The sequence below is a fragment of the Micromonospora sp. NPDC005173 genome, from assembly GCF_040608515.1.
In the GTDB taxonomy this organism is placed as follows: domain Bacteria; phylum Actinomycetota; class Actinomycetes; order Mycobacteriales; family Micromonosporaceae; genus Micromonospora.
Genome location: NZ_JBEXIK010000011.1, coordinates 159464 through 174615 on the forward strand (window position 1 = coordinate 159464; position 15152 = coordinate 174615).

The following is a 15152-nucleotide window of genomic DNA, read 5'->3' on the forward strand; positions in this document are numbered from 1 at the left end:
CCTTTAGTTTTAGTAAACTTTGCTAACTGTAAACTGACCTGCGAACGGGTAGCCGTAGCGTAACGGCCACCCGGAGGTGGAGCGCTCGGCCGACCCGGCAGGGCGATGACCACCGCCGTACGACGTTTCGTGCCCGCCGGGCACCGAGAGGGGAAGATCACGTGGGGCTGGATCCAGGACTACGCCGGCTCGCGCTCGGCACGTTGCTTGCCGCGTACCCGGGACCGGTCCCGCCGGACTGGGCCGTTGACCTGGTGGCCGACGGGCTGGCCGGGCACACCCTCTTCGGCACCAACGTGCACGACCCGGCCCAGGTCGCGGCGAGCACCGCCGCCCTGCGCGTCGGCCGCGCGGACGTGCTGATCGCCATCGACGAGGAGGGTGGCGACGTGACCCGGCTGGCGCACGCCACCGGCAGCCCGTACCCCGGCAATGCCGCCCTCGGCGCGATCGGCGACGTGGCGCTCACCCGACGGGTCTACCAGGCGATCGGCGCCGAGCTGGCCGCGCTCGGCATCACCGTCAACCTCGCCCCGACGGTGGACGTGAACACCGCCGACGACAACCCGGTGATCGGCACCCGGTCGTTCGGCGCGGACCCGGTGCGGGTGGCCGCCCACTCGGCCGCCGCCGTGAGCGGGCTACAGGCCGCCGGCGTCGCCGCCTGCGCCAAACACTTCCCCGGCCACGGTGCCACCATCACCGACTCGCACCACGAGTTGCCCACCGTGGACGTCCCGCTGAGCCTGCTGCGCCAACGCGACCTGCCGCCGTTCGCCGCGGTCGTGGCCGCCGGGGCGCGCGCGGTGATGACCGCACACATCCGGGTGCCGGAGCTGACCGGCACCGGTCCGGCCACCTTCAGCCGGGCCGTCCTGGTCGACCTGCTCCGCACCGAGTACGGCTTCACCGGCGCCGTCATCACCGACGCACTGGAGATGAAGGGCGCCGCGGTGGCCGCTGGCGGTGTCGGGCCGGCCGCGGTCCGCGCTCTGGCCGCCGGGGCCGACCTGCTCTGCATCGGCGCGAAGGTCGACGCCGGGCTGGTCGAGCGGGTGGCCGCCGAGATCGCCGGCGCGCTCGCCGACGGGCGGTTGGCGACCTCCCGGGTCGAGGAGGCGGCCGGCCGCGCCGCCGCGCTCGCCGCCTGGACCCGGGCCGCCGGCGCATCGGCGACCGCCACCGAAACCGACCTGGGGTACGCGGCGGCGCGCCGGGCGGTCCGGGTGGACGGAGTGCTCACCGGCCTGGACCGTCCGCTGGTGGTGCAGTTGCACACCGAGTCCACCATCGCCGAGGGGCGGGTGCCGTGGGGCCTCGGTCCGCACCTGGACGGAGTGCAGGAGGTCCGGGTGATCGCCGCCGAGACCGATCAGGCGACGCTGCGCGGGCTGGCCGGTGACCGGCCGATCGTGCTGGTCGGGCGGCACCTGCACCGGCTGCCCGGCGGCCCGGAGCTGATCGCCGGCCTGGCCGCGGACCACCCGGTGACCGTGGTGGAGATGGGCTGGCCGGCGCAGTGGCGCCCGGCGGGCGTACGCGCCTTCGTCACCACGTACGGCGCGAGCCACGCCAACGGCCGGGCGGCCGCCGAGGCGCTCGGGCTGTCCGGCTGAGGCAGAGCGGCAACCGGTCGGGCCGGGAACGGCCCACCATCCTCTCTTGAACACGTTCAAGAACTGCCCTACGCTGACACCGTCGGTAGTTGAACACGTTCAAGAAGGGCCTGTGCGCATGGACATCAAGGTCTGGATGTACCTGATCTACCTCGCGGTCAGCATCGGCCTGACCATCTGGGTGGCCCGGGCGTTGTCCCGCAACGGTCAGGTTTTCCTGGAGGAGGTGTTCGCCGACGAGCGGCTGGCCCGAGCGGTGAACAGCCTCCTGGTGGTCGGCTTCTACCTGCTCAACCTCGGCTACGTCACGGTGGCGATGAAGCACCCCGACCCGGTGGATTCGACCAGCCAGGCGATGGAAGAGCTATCCCTCAAGATCGGCTTGGTGCTGCTGGTGCTCGGCGCGCTGCACTTCTTCAACGTCTTCGCGCTCGGCCGCTACCGCCGGAGTCGGCTCCGCCAGCTCGCCACCCACCCGCCCATCGCGCCGATCGGCCGGCTGCCCATGCCGTCCACACCGCACGGCTCATACCCGATCGGGGCGCAGCCGGGCGCCGGGCCGGTGACCAATCCACCGCCGACCCGATGACGCTCCCACCGACCGACGGCTCCGGCCGACTCCCGGATCCCACCGCACACGGGGGCGGTGGGATCCGGGGGTTCACCGTCCTGTTCGACGCGAACTGCCCGCTCTGCCGTACCGCCCGCCGATGGCTGGCATCCCACGCCCAGCTCGTACCCCTGGAGTTCGTGCCCGCCGGGTCGGCCGAGGCCCGGCGGCGCTTTCCCGGCCTGGACCACGACGCGACGCTGCGCGACCTCACCGTGGTGGCCGACACCGGCGAGGTGTACGCGGGCGACGGCGCCTGGTTCGCCTGCCTCTGGGCGTTGGCCGACCACCGGTCCACGGCGGAACGGCTGGCCCGACCGAGCCTGTTGCCGCTTGCCCGGCAGGTGGTGGCCACCGCCTCAGCGATCCGGGAGCGGGTTCGCGATCCGTGGGCCGAGCCGACGGACGAACCAGCGGGATACGGTGACCCCGATGACCGAGCAGCCTGCGCCGACGACCACTGCGGGTGAACCTGCGACCGCCCGGGGCGAGCAGACCCGGCAGCTGATCCGGGACACCGCGATGCGGCTGTTCCGCGAGCGTGGTTACGCCCAGACCACGATGCGCGCGATCGCGCAGGAGGCCGGCGTGGCGGTGGGCAACGCCTACTACTACTTCGGCTCCAAGGACCACCTGATCCAGGAGTTCTACGCCCAGTCCCAGGTCGAGCACCGGGCCGCCGCCCAGCCGGTGCTCGACCGGGAGGACGCGTTCGCCGCCCGGCTCGCCGGAGTGCTGCACGCCGGCATTGACGTGCTGACCCCGTCGCACGAGTTCGCGGCGACCTTCTTCAAGACGGCGGCGGAGCCCACATCCCCGCTCAGCCCCTTCTCCGCAGAGTCGTCCGGCCCCCGACAGGCGGCGATCGACCTCTTCGCCGAGGTGCTGACGGGCTCGACCGCCAAGGTCGACGCCGAGCTGCGCCCCGAGTTGCCCGAGCTGCTCTGGCTGGCGTACATGGGCGTGGTCCTCTACTGGGTACACGACCGATCTCCCGGGCAGGCCAAGACCCGACAGCTGATCGACGGCGTCGTGCCATTGATCGACCGGCTGGTGGCGCTGTCCCGGCTGCGGGTACTTCGCCCGGTGACCCGACAGGTCCTCGACCTCATCCGCACGCTACGTCACTGACCCAGCCAGCAGCTTCGCTCGACTCCACCGCAGGTCAAGTCCGCTATTCGACACTCCGAACCGACAGCTCACACCTTGCACCGAGTGTGTTCGATACGTAGCGTGATCGACACGAACCGGCCCTGCCCAGCGGGCGGCCGGGCGCCCGAAACCGGGACCTGGGGGGAGGTTGCGGACCGTGGATCCGGCCCGGGATCCACGGTCCGCGCCCTACGACGACAGCGTTGCGCGGGCACTCGCGGTGCCGACGGCCGCTCAGCGCGGATAGACCCCGTACGCCCGCCAGCCCCGGTCCGGGAAGCCTGCCGCGTCCGCGACCCGGGCCGAGGCGGCGTTGTCCCGCTCGTGCAGGTAGGTCGGGATCGCCCCCTCGTCGAGCACCCGCCGGGCCGCCTGCGCCACCAGCCGCCGGGCGAGGCCGCGACCCCGGGCGGCGGGCACGGTGCCGATGGCCAACTCCTGCCCGTACGCGTCGTGCCGTTTCATCCCGGCCCCAGCCAGGTAGTTGCCGTCCGCGTCGCGGACCACCAGCACCGGACGGTCGAACAGCCGAAGCCAGGGCGGCAGCCCGGGGGCCATCGACTCGGTCCACTCCCCCACATCGGGCAGCGGCGCGGGGGCCAGGCTCCACCGGAAGGGACCGTCGTGCACACACCAGTCGGGCAACCCGACGGCCTCCGGCAACGCCGGCAGCAGCCGGTCCGGCGTACGCCGGGCCAGCGCGCGGATCGCCGCCACCCGGTCCGGCGGGACGGAGAGCACGGCGCTCTCACCGCTGTCCACGGCGAGCGCCGGGCGCAGCCGGCCATCCCAGGCCGGTCTGGCCCGCCGGTGCGAGGCGACCACGTGCAGCCCCTTCCCGGCCGGCCACTGGCCGAGCCAGGTGGCCAGGTGCAGCTGAAGCCGTCGGTCGAGCATGCGCACCTCCCCGTCACCCGGCCCGTCGTGGATCACCGTACGCCGGGCGACGCTACCGGGCGGGGCGATCCGTCGGGGCCGGGGCCCGGGCCAGGCTACGACGCCGCCGGAGTGGTGGGGTGGTGCTCCCCGTGGTGGTGCTGGTGCACGACCGCGTGCCCCCTCCCGCGGAGGATCAGTGCCCGGTTCACCGGCACGGTGACCACAAAGGCCACCGCCAACGCGCCGGCCAGGCTGCCCCAGAACAGTGGGTCGGCGAGGCCGGCCCGCATCGCGCCCGGCACGGCGAGCATGACGCCGTTGTCCACCAGCTCCATGACCGCGATGCTGAGCGTGTCGGCGACCAGGGCCACCCGGATCGCCCGGCCCAGCGGCAGTCCGGAGCGGAGCACCGGGCGGACCGTCAACGCGTAGCCGAAGACGAACGCCAGCGCGACGGCGAGGGCGATGGTGGCCAGGTCGGACCAGCCGAGTGCGGTGCCGATGACCATGCCGAGCACCTCGCCGATGGCGCAGCCGGTCAGGCAGTGCAGGGTGGCGGCGACGGCCAGTCGAGTGGGATTTGCGTTCTCCATGACCCGCAGCCTATACCCCCCGGGGGTACCTGGCCGAGCGACGAGGATCACTCTTTCGTCGAGTCCACCGATCCGGTCGATTACCGACGCGGCGCGCGGGGTACGACTCGGGTCACCGTCAATCCCCGTGCCGGCAAACGGAACCACGCGCACCGATCGACCGTCATATCTATTTCCATACATGGACACCTTTCTTTGGGACGGTATGGTCATGCCGATTCAGCCGAACGACCGCTACCAGCAGCACCCCGAGCGACTCTGGCGGTCAACGGAGCCCGCCGAACGCTTTCCGGCCCAGCCGCGATACCGCGGGACCCGTACGACGAAAGGCGCGGCCGCCCTGTCCTGGGCGGAGCTGAACAAGCTGCCGGCCGGCAGTTCCACCCGGCCCGGCCTCAACACCCGCTGACTCCGGCAGTACCGACCACGACACACCCGAGCCGTCCAACGCGGGCTTTCGCACACCTGTCGGGTAATTTCTTCTGGTCCGGAATCCCGGCCTACGACAGGAGTAGCTCCGCGCATGGGCAAGAAGACGATCCACGTCTCCGACTTCAGTGGCACGGTTCTGCAGAGCGACGACGAGGTGGTCCGCATCGTCGTCCTGGAGCACCCAGACCTGATCGCCGGGCCCGTGCAACTGGACGCCACCCCGACCGAGGTGGAGAACGTCGATGACGCCGCGCTGGACGTGGCGGTGGTCGAGATCCATGACCGGCACGGCGGCGGCGAGCCGCGCCGGGTGGTGCTGACCGCCAGCGAGTTCGACGCGATGGCCACCGACGTGCCGATGGCGCAGCTACTCAAGACGGCCGAGCGGGTCCGTCCGCCCAAGGCCCGCAAGAGCGCCGAGAAGATCGACTACGGGACGCTGGAACACGCTGGCAAGCCACATCGGGGACGGGCCACCGAGGAGGAGGCCCGACTGGTACGCGAGCACCTCGACGAGGTCAACAAGCGGCTCGCCGACGCGGGCGTACGCCAGATCGACCCAGCCGACCCGGAGCACGCCCTGCGTTACGGCTTCCCGACGCCCTGACCCCGGGAGGTCACTTCTGCCCGGCGAGCGTGGCGAGGGCGGCGGCCAGGTCGGCCTCGACGGCGGCCTTCTCCAGCCCGAGGTCGGTGAGCACTCCCGTGCCGTCCTCCTGCTCCAGCAGGGCCAGCAGGATGTGCTCGGTGCCGATGTAGTTGTGGCCGAGCCGCAGCGCCTCCCGGAAGGTCAGCTCCAACGCCTTCTTGCCGCGCGCGTCGTACGGGATGAGGTCCGGCACCTGGTCGGCCGGCGCCGGGAGGGCGGCGCTGACCGTCTCCCGCACGGTCTCCAGCGGTACGCCCCGGGCGACGATCACCCTGGCGGCCAGCGCTTCCGGCTCGGCCAGCAGGCCCAACACCAGGTGCTCCGGGCCGATTTCGGCATGCCGGCTGGCGCGGGCCTCCTCCTGTGAGGCCATCACCACGTTGCGGGCGCGGGGGGTGAACCGGCCGAAGCCGGCGTTCGGGTCGAGCGCCGCCGCCTCGGTCGACGCCTTCGCCACGAAACGCTTCTGCGCGGCCTGCTTGCTGACCCCCATGCTGCGGCCGATGTCGGTCCAGGAAGCGCCCGAGCGCCGCGCCTGATCGACGAAGTGCCCGATCAGGTGGTCGGCGACGTCACCCAGGTGGTCGGCGGCGATCACGGCGTCGGTGAGCTGGTCGAGCGCGTCGGTGTGCGCCTTCTTGATCGCCTGGATCAGGTCGTCGAGGCGAACGGGATTGGTCATCTGAATAGGATCCGTCATGCGTCAACCATAGGTTGACGCCCCTTCGTCGTCAACCTCAAGTTGACGATCGCCGGCAGCCCGGAGTGCGGCGCGGCACCCCGGGCTGCCTCATCACGGCACGGTCAGCCCCATGCCTGCGGGGCCGGCTGCCGGGTGGTGACGTTGAGCCGGTTGAAGAAGTTGCTGGTCGCCACCCAGAGCACGATCGCGGCCAGCTCCTTCTCGCCGAAGTGCCGAGCCGCCTCCGCCCAGACGTCGTCGGGCACCGCGTCGGCCCGGTCGGCGAGCCGGGTGGCGGCCTCCGCGAGCGCGAGCGCGGCCCGTTCCGCCTCGGTGAAGTACGGGGTCTCCCGCCAGGCGGCCACCGAGAACAGACGCTCCTCGGTCTCACCAGCCTTTCGGGCACCCCGGGCCCCGGAGTCGACGCAGGCACCGCATCCGTTGATCTGACTGACCCGCAGGTGCACCAGCTCCAGCGTGCTGCCCGGCACCCCGACCGAGTGCGCGGCCTTGTAGAGCAGATTGATCGCCTTCACAGCGTCCGGCAGCAGGCCAGCGGGGTTCTGGATGCGCGGCTCGATGATCATTTCTGTCGTCCCGTCTTGTTAGGCTGCCCGGCATGTCTCGCCTTACGACGTCCCGGTTGTCAACGGGATGTCGGCCCGCGAGCCGACGGCGTGACAGATGTGTCAGCGGTCACAGGACCGCTCGGGTGCGCCCGGGGGTGGAGAGGTCGTGAGCGAGGCGGACCTGCTGGCCCGACGCTTCGAGGAGAACCGGTCGCGGCTACGGGCGGTCGCCCACCGAATGCTGGGCTCCGGCACCGAGGCCGAGGATGCCGTCCAGGACACCTGGTTACGGCTCAGCCGAGCGGATGTCGCGGGCATCGACAACCTGCCCGGATGGCTGACGACCACCGTCGGCCGGGTCTGCCTGGACCGGCTGCGAACGCATACCAGCCGTCCCGAACAGCCGTGGGACACCGCCACACCGGAGCCCGACCCGTCGGACGGCGGGCCGGTCGACCCGGAGCGGGAGGCCATGCTGACCGAGTCAGTCGGCCGAGCGCTCCTGGTCGTCCTGGACACCCTCGCGCCAACCGACCGGTTCGTGTTCGTCCTGCACGACATGTTCGCGGTCTCGTTCGAGGAGATCGCCGCCGTGGTCGATCGCAGTCCCGCCGCCGTCCGCCAGATCGCCAGCCGAGCCCGCCGCAGGGTGCACCAGGACGGGACCGTCCGGGAGACGGACCCGGCCCGTCAGCGGCAGGTGGTCGAGGCCTTCCTCGCCGCCTCGCGGGAGGGCCGGTTCGACGACCTGGTCAGCCTGCTCGACCCGCACGTCGTCATGCGCGCCGATCCGGTGGCCGCGGGCCTGGGGTCAGCCGCCGAGACGCACGGCTCGGCCGCGATCGCCGGCTTCTTCAACGGCCGCGCCCAGGCGGCGTCCCCGGCGTACGTCGACGGGGTACCCGGCGCGGTCGTGAACCTCGGCGGGGATCTCCGGCTCGCGATCAGCTTCATCGTCACCGACCGGATCATCGGCATCGAGGTGGTGGCCGACCCGGCGCAGCTCGCGACGCTCGACCTGACCGTCGGGTAGGTCTATCCCGCCCTGGCGTACTCGGGTAGGCGGCGGGCGACGGCGGCCGGGGAGGGCATGCGGGCGATCTCCTCGGCGATCGTCCGGGCCGCGTCGCGATGTTCGGCGCTCCCCTGGCGCGGCAGCAGCCTCCGGGTGTGTTCGGCGATGGCGTCCGCGCTCACCTCGTCGGGGAGCAGGCGCAGGGCGGCACCCGCGGCGCTGACCGCGTCGGCGTTGGCGAACTGGTCGGCACCCTGCGGCAGGATCAGTTGCGGGACACCGACCGCGAGCGCCCCAAGGGTGGTGCCGCTGCCGCCGTGGTGCACCACCACATCGACGTACGGCAGCAACTCCGCCTGGGGCACCCAGGGGTGCACGGTCACCTGGTCGGGCACCTCGCCAAGCTGCTCCGCGGGCACCCGACCGGCGGCCACCACCACCCGCGCGTCCAGCGTCGCCAATCCCGCGACGGCGGTGGCCAGCAGCTCCGGCGTGCCGAACGCCGTACCGAGAGTCAGGTAGACCAGTGGCCGGGACGCGTGACGGCTGACCCACGCGGGCAGCGCCGCCGGCGTCGAGAACGGGACCGGTCGCAGCTCGATCCGGCGTTCCGTGGCGAGGAAGTCCTTGTCCTGCAAGGAGGGCGGGCAGATGTCGAGGTGCGGGCGACCGGCGACCTCGCCGGTCTTCGTGGGCAGTTCGAGACCGATGCCGTCAGGGAACATCCGGCCGAACCCGTGCCAGAGACCGGGAATGCCGGCACGCTGGGCGGCGATCGCCGCGCCCGGCAGTCCCCATTCGTGCACCACCAGGTCGGGGCGCAACCGGGCCAGTTCCGGTTCGAGATCCTCGGCGTACACCTCGTAGAACGCGTCGCCGGGGCGGAACGGCCGCAGGCCGTTCGCGGCCAGCGGCGCGTGCACCTCCGCACCGGCGGCGAAGTGCACCTCGTGGCCAGCCTCCCGCGCGGCGACCGCCAGCGGGATCAGCGGGTAGGTGTGACCGACGGACGCCAAACTGGCGAACAGCACGCGCATGGCGTCGGACCCTACCCGCCGCACCGTCGGTCCCGTTCCCGCCGGCGGCGCGTATACCGTGGGCTCCGGTCAGGCGCGGTTCACCCGGAGGAAGGGCGGTCATGCGGCTTCACGTGGGATGCGCGATGTGGACCCACAAGTCGTGGCAGGGCCGACTGCTGGCGCATCCGCTTCCACCACAGGAGCGCCTACGGCACTACGCCAGCTGGTGCGACGCCGTCGAGGGAAACACGACCTTCTACGCGACGCCGGCCAGGGACACCGTCACGTCGTGGGCCCGGCAGACCGATCCCGATTTCCGGTTCGTCCTCAAACTTCCCAAGGTCATCACGCACGAACGACGGCTCACCGACTTCGAGGAGCCGCTGCGCGCCTTCCTGGACGCGATCGAGCCGCTCGGCCCACGCACCCACGCCCTCTGGATCCAACTGCCAGGGTCGTTCTCCCCCGCCGACGTCCCGACACTGAGCCGGTTTCTGGGCCAACTCCCCCGGTCGCACCGGTACGCCGTGGAGGTCCGCCATCCCGCGTTCTTCGACGACCCCCGTGCGGCCCGGCTCCTCGCGGAGGCACTCACCACCGTGGCCGCCGAGTGGATCCCCTTCGACACCACCGCGTTCTTCGCGAGCCCGCCTACCAGCGACGCGGAACGAGATGCCTGGACCAAGAAGCCGCGCGTACCGCTCCGGTCGCTCGCGCTGACCGATCGGCCGATCGTCCGCTACCTCGGTCGCGACGACACCACGCGGACGGTCGAGGGGTGGCAGCGCTGGGTCGACGTCACCGCCGACTGGCTGCGCGAGGGTCGCTCGCCCACGGTGTTCATCCACACCCCGGACAACGCCGACGCGCCCGTGCTCGCCCGCCGCTTCCACGACGAGGTACGGGCCCGCGTACCTGAGCTGGAAGCACTGCCCGAACCGATACCGGTCGAGCCCCTGACCCTCTTCTGACGGGTGCGGCCGCCGACAATCCCCGACCGCGCCCGTCATCGCGGAAGCTCACCTTCCGCAATCGTCGATACCGTGACCCGGAAGACATCGACGAGAGGACGCGTAATGAGCCTGCGAGGATTCGCCACACTCAACATCTGGGCGGACGACGTGGCAGCGGCCACGGCCTGGTACGCGGAGTTCCTGGGCCAGGAGGCGTACTTCCTGCGGTCGGGGCCCGACGGACGCCCGGCCTACACCGAGTTCCGGATCGGCGACTACCAGGGAGAGCTGGGCATCATCGACCGCAGGTACGCGCCACCCGGCGCGACCGGGCCCGGCGGCGCGGTCATGCACTGGCACGTCGACGACCTCGACGCCACCGTACAGCGCCTGCTGGCGATGGGCGCCACGGAGTACCAGCCGATCACCCCGCACGGGGACGAGGGGTTCGTCACGGCCGCGGTGGTCGACCCGTTCGGCAACGTGCTGGGCGTCATGAACAACCCGCACTACCTCGACGTCCTCTCCTCCATGAAGCCGGCATGACGTGGACGTCCTCGACTTTCCCGATGCCGAGGCATGGGAGTCCTGGCTCGCCGCGCGGCACGAGGTGCAGGGCGAGGCGTGGCTGCGGATCGCCAAGCGACACTCCGGGCTCGCCTCGATCGCGATCGCGGACGCGCTCGACGTGGCCCTCTGCTACGGCTGGATCGACGGCCACCGCAAGGGCCTCGACGACGTCTCGTTCCTCCAGCGATACTCGCGCCGCCGCCCGCGGAGTTCGTGGTCGCAGGTCAACGTGGCGAAGGTCGAAGCGCTGACGGCGGCCGGCCGGATGCGGCCCGCGGGGCTCGCGGAAGCCGCGGCCGCCAAGGCCGACGGCCGCTGGGAGGCGGCGTACGAGTCGCAGCGCACCGCCGAGGTGCCGCCCGATCTCACGGCCGCGTTGACCGGTGACCCCCGCGCATCCGCCGCGTTCGAACGGCTCGGCCGGTCCGCCCGGTACGCCGTGATCCTTCCGCTGCTCAAGGCTCGTACCCCGGAGACGCGGGCGAAGCTCCTCGCCCAGACGGTCGCACGGCTGGTGGCTCAGGAGTAGGCAGTGTCCCTTGGGATGTCAGGGGTCAGTGGTACGACTGGCGATGACAGAGGTGCCGGTTGACCGAGGAGGCGTACGTGGACACGCGAGAGGCGGCCCAACGGTGGGCCAGGACCTGGACCGATGCCTGGCCGGTCAGGGACGTCGAGGCGCTCACCGCCCTGCAGAGCGAGAGCGGCGACCACTGGGCCTCGATGTTTCGTCCGTACCGTGGGCGGTCCGGCCTTCGGGTCTATCTGGAGGAGTGCTTCGCCGAGGAGACCCGCCCCGCGCAGGTGTGGTTCGCCGAGCCGCAGGTCGACGGCGATGCGGCAGCGGTGGAGTACTGGGCGGTGATCCACGTCAAGGACAAACCCGTGACCGTCTCCGGCTGCACGTTGCTGCGGTTCGACGAGGCGGGCCTAGTGGCCGAGGCTCGCGACTACTCGGACGTCAAGGAGGGCAACCACGCGCCGCCGGCCGGCCTGTTCGAGTGACGCGCGGAGCTGGCTCAGTCCTCCTCCTCCCAACCCACCGCCCGCCGCACCATGCTGGCCGCTGTGCGGGCATCCAGCCCGCTGGCGATGAGCAGATCGTGCGCGGCTGTCCGGATCTCCCCCACGGCGACCAGCCCCGAGTAGTGCAATCGGTGGGGGTGCGGGCCGCCGCTGTCCCTTGACGAACCCCCCTGCGCCCGTCCGGCCAGCTCGACGGCCGTCAGGATCTGCTCGCGCGCCTCCCGCGGTTCCTCACTGGCCTGGATCGTCCACCTCAGGGTCAGCAAAGCGGCGGCCAGCAGGTCGATGGCCGCGGGGAACTCCTCCGGTATCGGTTCACCGTCCTTGAGGGCTGTCGTGAGTCGTCTCGCCATGGACCGGCAGCTGTGCAGGCTGCGCTCAAGATGCCGGATGGACTCCGTGTGGAAGGCCAGGGATTGTCGCTCACGCCAGCGCAAGGGCGCCAAGCGCACCACCTCCTGGGCGGCGCTGAGCCCCTCGTTCAGCGCGTTGACCTGCGGGCCGAGATTCCGCAACTCGCGCAGGCTCTGCTCGGCCTCGCCAAGGTCGCGGTTGCGCAGCGCCGCAGCCAGCTTATGCATGGCGGCGGCCCCCGGGCCGACGACGGGTTCGGCCAGCCGCAGCACCGTCTTCTGCGGGTGGATGGGCACCAACAGCAGACCGACCGCCAGCCCGACCAGCCCGCCGACTGCGGCGTCGACGAAGCGGGGGATGGACAGTTCGCGTACGGGCGGCTCCAGGGTGGCGATGAGCACCGCGGTACCACCGGCCTGGGTGAGCAGGGAACCACCACCCTTGAGCAGTACGGCGACGATGATCGCCAGCACGACGACCACGCCGGTCTGCCAGGGACCGATGCCGAACAGCGGCATGAGCGTGTCACCGACGGCGAGCCCGAGGACGACCCCGATCAGCAACTCGACGGTGCGCCGCAGGCGTGATCCCATCGCGGCGGCCACGATGCCCACCGCGGTGGTGGGTGCGACGACCGGAGAGGCATTGTCCAGGAACTCGTACGCCACGAACCAGGCGATCGTCGCCGCGACGCCGGCCTGCACGGCGAGCAGACCGTACAGGCGTAACCGCCAGGCACGGGAGCGTAACGCGCGCTGCCCCCGCTCCCGCACGCCGGCAGACGTTCGGACAGCGCGAACCCGCCCGCGTGGTGCCGGGTCGGACTCAGCTGCCGGCTCCTCGCTCCCGGGCACGCGCGCCGCATACCCGCCGCACGCGAACCTATCCGGTGATACACACCCGCGCGAAAAACAATGCGGTGGAGATCAGCTCAGCGAGCTGCCCCCGGGCTGCACCTGCGGATCCGGTCTCACGGGTTCCAGTACACGAGAACACGGGCGCGGCCGAAGCGTAGCGCGAGCAGGTCGTCACGTTGGATCATCCAGTGGATAGTGGCGCCTCCATCCCTGCTGCCGTGGGACTCGGCCAGCAGAACCCAGTCACCTGGGCTGGGTGGACCAACGCCGCGCCCCGGCCCGAAGTAGCCCGATCGTTCCTCCTCGGCCGCATATTTCGCAGCCAACCAGGCAGGGCTGAAGCCGTTGCAGTCCGTGCCGTATCCGCCTAACAGCAGCGGCGTTCTACCCCACTCATCCGCGAACAAGCCGTCCGGCACGTCGGCCATGACTGCCTTCCACACCTGGGTCAGTTCCTCGGATTGGGGTTTTCCCGGCTGCGGCGCGGCCCACCGGGGCCCCGGGACCGTCGGGACGTAGGGCAGGGAGACATCGACTGTGAGGCGCAACTCGCCCTGCGGGAGTTGCTTGTAAACCTCGGCACACTCCTGGTCGTCCGCAGGGAAGCGGCGAGGGTACCGCTCTCGCTCTTCGACGGCCACGCCTGCCGGCACGTATATCACCTCGCCACAGCCGTCCTCTTCGGGCCAGCCGAACAGCAACAACTGGCCGTCGGGCGGCAGCGGAAGATCCGTTACGTCTGACGGAAGGGCCGCGCAGTCGATGGTGGCGAGGAGGGGGTACTCGGGGTCCTCGGCCCCGACGGGAAGCATCACGGGACCACGGACCATGCCCACGACCGGCCCGTCTCCGTTCTGTGTCAGGAGTGCACACGGGCGAGCGAGCCCCAACCACCTCTCCACGTCGTCGGCTGGGATGTTCCGGCTCAGCGCCTCGGCGCGTACCTGATCGAGGATCTTCAAATTTCGGGAAATCACGGGCGAACCTTAGGGCGAGGGTGCGACGAAGCCCGAATCCGCACGTCATCGATAGGCGTTGCGGGTCATGACGTTGTTGACGGCTCGATGAGGTCTGCCTGGTTCGCTGCGGCCCATTGGGCCAGTTGTGCTAGTGGGCCGTTGGCGAACGACCCACCCAAAGGCGACAGCTGATAGACGGCACCGTGGCTTCCCGGCGACCGTTCGTCGTTGCCCTGCCGGACGACCAGTCCCCGCGCTCGCAGGCGGTGCAACGCCTGCGTCAGGGCTTTGTCGCTCATGCCTGTGATGCGTACCAGCAGGTCGTTGCGTCTCGTTGGGCCGGCGCGCAGCGCTGACAGGACCACCGGATCCCACGTGTGGTTGATGAGTTCAACTGCCGCGCGGACATGACAGTCCGAGACAAACGTCTGGCAGGTGCCGTCGATCATCGTTCCAGTTTCGCAGGATCTCTCCTACCAAACGGTAGGAAGCGGCCTCCTAACGTTCCCCAGGTCGTCCCACAGATGAAGGAGATCGCGGTGAACGTAGGAATCCTGGGAACGGGCAACCTCGCTGTAGCGCTTGGCCGAGTGTGGGCGGGAGCTGGCCATGTGGTCGTGGTGACGGGGCGCAACGCGGAAAACGCCAGTCGGGCCGCTGGCCAGATCGGCGGCGCAGCCCAGGCTGTCGGTCCCGCCGACTTCGCGGCACGGGTCGAGGTGGTCGTGGTCGCGGTCGCATGGGAGGGCCTGGAGGAGGCGCTCTCCCTCGTCGGTGGTGCTGATGGCTCACTGAGCGGGGTAACGGTGATCGACTGCACCAACGCTGTCGACTACGCCACGGGGCAGCTGAAGCCGACGTCGGGCTCGGCGGGAGAGCTTGTCGCTCGCGTTGCGAGGGGCGCTCACGTGGTCAAGGCATTCCACTTGTTCGCTGGAGCGTCTTGGCCCTACGCAGGACCGCGCGACTCGGCGCCGGTCGTGGCGATCTGCGGCGACCAGCCCGAGGCGCTTGAACGCGCCGGCAGGCTGACTGAGGATCTTGGTGCGCGGACTGCCGTGGTTGGTGGGCTGGCCAGTGCACGCCAGTTGGAGGAGGCCGCAGGATTCGTCATGCGCGTCGTGGCGGCAGGGTGGAACCCCAGGCTCGCCGTCCCCGATGTGGATCCGGCGTTGCTGAACGCAGGATCCGCCGCAGCCAACTGACCGACCAGGCCA

The 15152-nt window shown here is 70.9% G+C and carries 20 protein-coding genes; 12 read left to right on the forward strand and 8 right to left on the reverse strand.

Annotated elements, in window-relative coordinates; translation table 11 throughout:
• Nucleotides 1-161: 161 nt before the first annotated feature.
• The 4 genes from ABZV00_RS15695 to ABZV00_RS15710 all read left to right on the forward strand — a co-directional run bounded on the left by ABZV00_RS15695 (nucleotide 162) and on the right by ABZV00_RS15710 (nucleotide 3357).
• Nucleotides 162-1616, forward strand: a complete 1455-nt coding sequence (locus ABZV00_RS15695; RefSeq protein ID WP_355606283.1) for a glycoside hydrolase family 3 N-terminal domain-containing protein — start codon at nucleotides 162-164, stop codon at nucleotides 1614-1616.
• Nucleotides 1617-1734: 118 nt separating this feature from the next.
• A complete protein-coding gene (locus ABZV00_RS15700) occupies nucleotides 1735-2205 on the forward strand; it encodes a hypothetical protein (RefSeq protein WP_355606286.1) in 471 nt (156 codons plus the stop codon).
• Entirely contained in the window at nucleotides 2202-2696 is a 495-nt protein-coding gene (locus ABZV00_RS15705; RefSeq protein ID WP_328424259.1) for a DCC1-like thiol-disulfide oxidoreductase family protein, read from the forward strand. The genes ABZV00_RS15700 and ABZV00_RS15705 overlap by 4 nt, the downstream gene beginning before the upstream one ends.
• A complete protein-coding gene (locus ABZV00_RS15710) occupies nucleotides 2659-3357 on the forward strand; it encodes a TetR family transcriptional regulator (protein WP_355606288.1) in 699 nt (232 codons plus the stop codon). The genes ABZV00_RS15705 and ABZV00_RS15710 overlap by 38 nt, the downstream gene beginning before the upstream one ends.
• 255 nt (nucleotides 3358-3612) lie before the next feature.
• Here the strand turns inward: ABZV00_RS15710 and ABZV00_RS15715 are convergent, their stop codons facing one another.
• Both ABZV00_RS15715 and ABZV00_RS15720 read right to left on the reverse strand, forming a co-directional pair.
• Complete coding sequence (locus ABZV00_RS15715; RefSeq protein ID WP_355606291.1) at nucleotides 3613-4275, reverse strand: GNAT family N-acetyltransferase; 663 nt, start codon at nucleotides 4273-4275, stop codon at nucleotides 3613-3615.
• A 95-nt stretch (nucleotides 4276-4370) separates the two neighbouring features.
• Nucleotides 4371-4850: a DUF4396 domain-containing protein gene (locus ABZV00_RS15720; protein WP_355606294.1), complete on the reverse strand. Its 480-nt coding sequence runs from the start codon at nucleotides 4848-4850 to the stop codon at nucleotides 4371-4373.
• A 211-nt stretch (nucleotides 4851-5061) separates the two neighbouring features.
• On the opposite strand from ABZV00_RS15720, the gene ABZV00_RS15725 reads away from it, so the two are divergent.
• Together ABZV00_RS15725 and ABZV00_RS15730 are read left to right on the forward strand one after the other, a co-directional pair.
• Complete coding sequence (locus ABZV00_RS15725; protein ID WP_355606297.1) at nucleotides 5062-5259, forward strand: DNA repair protein; 198 nt, start codon at nucleotides 5062-5064, stop codon at nucleotides 5257-5259.
• 114 nt (nucleotides 5260-5373) lie between these two features.
• The gene (locus tag ABZV00_RS15730) at nucleotides 5374-5889 is read left to right on the forward strand and encodes a hypothetical protein (RefSeq protein WP_355606300.1); all 516 of its coding nucleotides are present in this window, start codon (nucleotides 5374-5376) and stop codon (nucleotides 5887-5889) included.
• Between the two features lie 10 nt (nucleotides 5890-5899).
• Here ABZV00_RS15730 and ABZV00_RS15735 read toward each other — a convergent pair whose 3' ends face one another.
• Nucleotides 5900-6631 (reverse strand): Clp protease N-terminal domain-containing protein, encoded by a 732-nt coding sequence (locus tag ABZV00_RS15735; RefSeq protein ID WP_355606303.1) that lies wholly within the window; start codon nucleotides 6629-6631, stop codon nucleotides 5900-5902.
• 104 nt (nucleotides 6632-6735) lie between these two features.
• Nucleotides 6736-7200, reverse strand: coding sequence for a carboxymuconolactone decarboxylase family protein (locus tag ABZV00_RS15740; RefSeq protein WP_355606306.1), 465 nt, complete (start codon nucleotides 7198-7200; stop codon nucleotides 6736-6738).
• A gap of 148 nt (nucleotides 7201-7348) precedes the next feature.
• Between ABZV00_RS15740 and ABZV00_RS15745 the strand changes: the two genes are divergently transcribed.
• The gene (locus ABZV00_RS15745; RefSeq protein WP_355606309.1) at nucleotides 7349-8215 is read left to right on the forward strand and encodes a sigma-70 family RNA polymerase sigma factor; all 867 of its coding nucleotides are present in this window, start codon (nucleotides 7349-7351) and stop codon (nucleotides 8213-8215) included.
• Between the two features lie 2 nt (nucleotides 8216-8217).
• On the opposite strand, the gene ABZV00_RS15750 is transcribed toward ABZV00_RS15745, so the two are convergent.
• A complete protein-coding gene (locus ABZV00_RS15750; RefSeq protein ID WP_355606311.1) occupies nucleotides 8218-9234 on the reverse strand; it encodes a glycosyltransferase in 1017 nt (338 codons plus the stop codon).
• Nucleotides 9235-9359: 125 nt separating this feature from the next.
• Here ABZV00_RS15750 and ABZV00_RS15755 point away from each other — a divergent pair, with 125 nt between their 5' ends.
• The 4 genes from ABZV00_RS15755 (at nucleotide 9360) to ABZV00_RS15770 (ending at nucleotide 11744) form a co-directional block, all read left to right on the forward strand.
• Complete coding sequence (locus ABZV00_RS15755) at nucleotides 9360-10187, forward strand: DUF72 domain-containing protein (RefSeq protein WP_355606312.1); 828 nt, start codon at nucleotides 9360-9362, stop codon at nucleotides 10185-10187.
• Between the two features lie 105 nt (nucleotides 10188-10292).
• The gene (locus ABZV00_RS15760) at nucleotides 10293-10715 is read left to right on the forward strand and encodes a VOC family protein (protein ID WP_355606314.1); all 423 of its coding nucleotides are present in this window, start codon (nucleotides 10293-10295) and stop codon (nucleotides 10713-10715) included.
• A 1-nt stretch (nucleotide 10716) separates the two neighbouring features.
• On the forward strand, nucleotides 10717-11268 hold the full coding sequence (locus ABZV00_RS15765) for a YdeI/OmpD-associated family protein (RefSeq protein WP_355606316.1): 552 nt from the start codon (nucleotides 10717-10719) through the stop codon (nucleotides 11266-11268).
• Nucleotides 11269-11345: 77 nt separating this feature from the next.
• Nucleotides 11346-11744, forward strand: a complete 399-nt coding sequence (locus tag ABZV00_RS15770; protein WP_355606319.1) for a nuclear transport factor 2 family protein — start codon at nucleotides 11346-11348, stop codon at nucleotides 11742-11744.
• Between the two features lie 14 nt (nucleotides 11745-11758).
• Here ABZV00_RS15770 and ABZV00_RS15775 read toward each other — a convergent pair whose 3' ends face one another.
• The 3 genes from ABZV00_RS15775 to ABZV00_RS15785 all read right to left on the reverse strand — a co-directional run bounded on the left by ABZV00_RS15775 (nucleotide 11759) and on the right by ABZV00_RS15785 (nucleotide 14384).
• Complete coding sequence (locus tag ABZV00_RS15775) at nucleotides 11759-12892, reverse strand: FUSC family protein (RefSeq protein ID WP_355606321.1); 1134 nt, start codon at nucleotides 12890-12892, stop codon at nucleotides 11759-11761.
• Nucleotides 12893-13089: 197 nt separating this feature from the next.
• A complete protein-coding gene (locus ABZV00_RS15780; RefSeq protein ID WP_355606324.1) occupies nucleotides 13090-13953 on the reverse strand; it encodes a hypothetical protein in 864 nt (287 codons plus the stop codon).
• A gap of 65 nt (nucleotides 13954-14018) precedes the next feature.
• A complete protein-coding gene (locus ABZV00_RS15785) occupies nucleotides 14019-14384 on the reverse strand; it encodes a helix-turn-helix domain-containing protein (protein WP_355606326.1) in 366 nt (121 codons plus the stop codon).
• A 75-nt stretch (nucleotides 14385-14459) separates the two neighbouring features.
• Between ABZV00_RS15785 and ABZV00_RS15790 the strand changes: the two genes are divergently transcribed.
• Nucleotides 14460-15140, forward strand: a complete 681-nt coding sequence (locus ABZV00_RS15790) for an NAD(P)-binding domain-containing protein (RefSeq protein WP_355606329.1) — start codon at nucleotides 14460-14462, stop codon at nucleotides 15138-15140.
• Nucleotides 15141-15152: the final 12 nt, after the last annotated feature.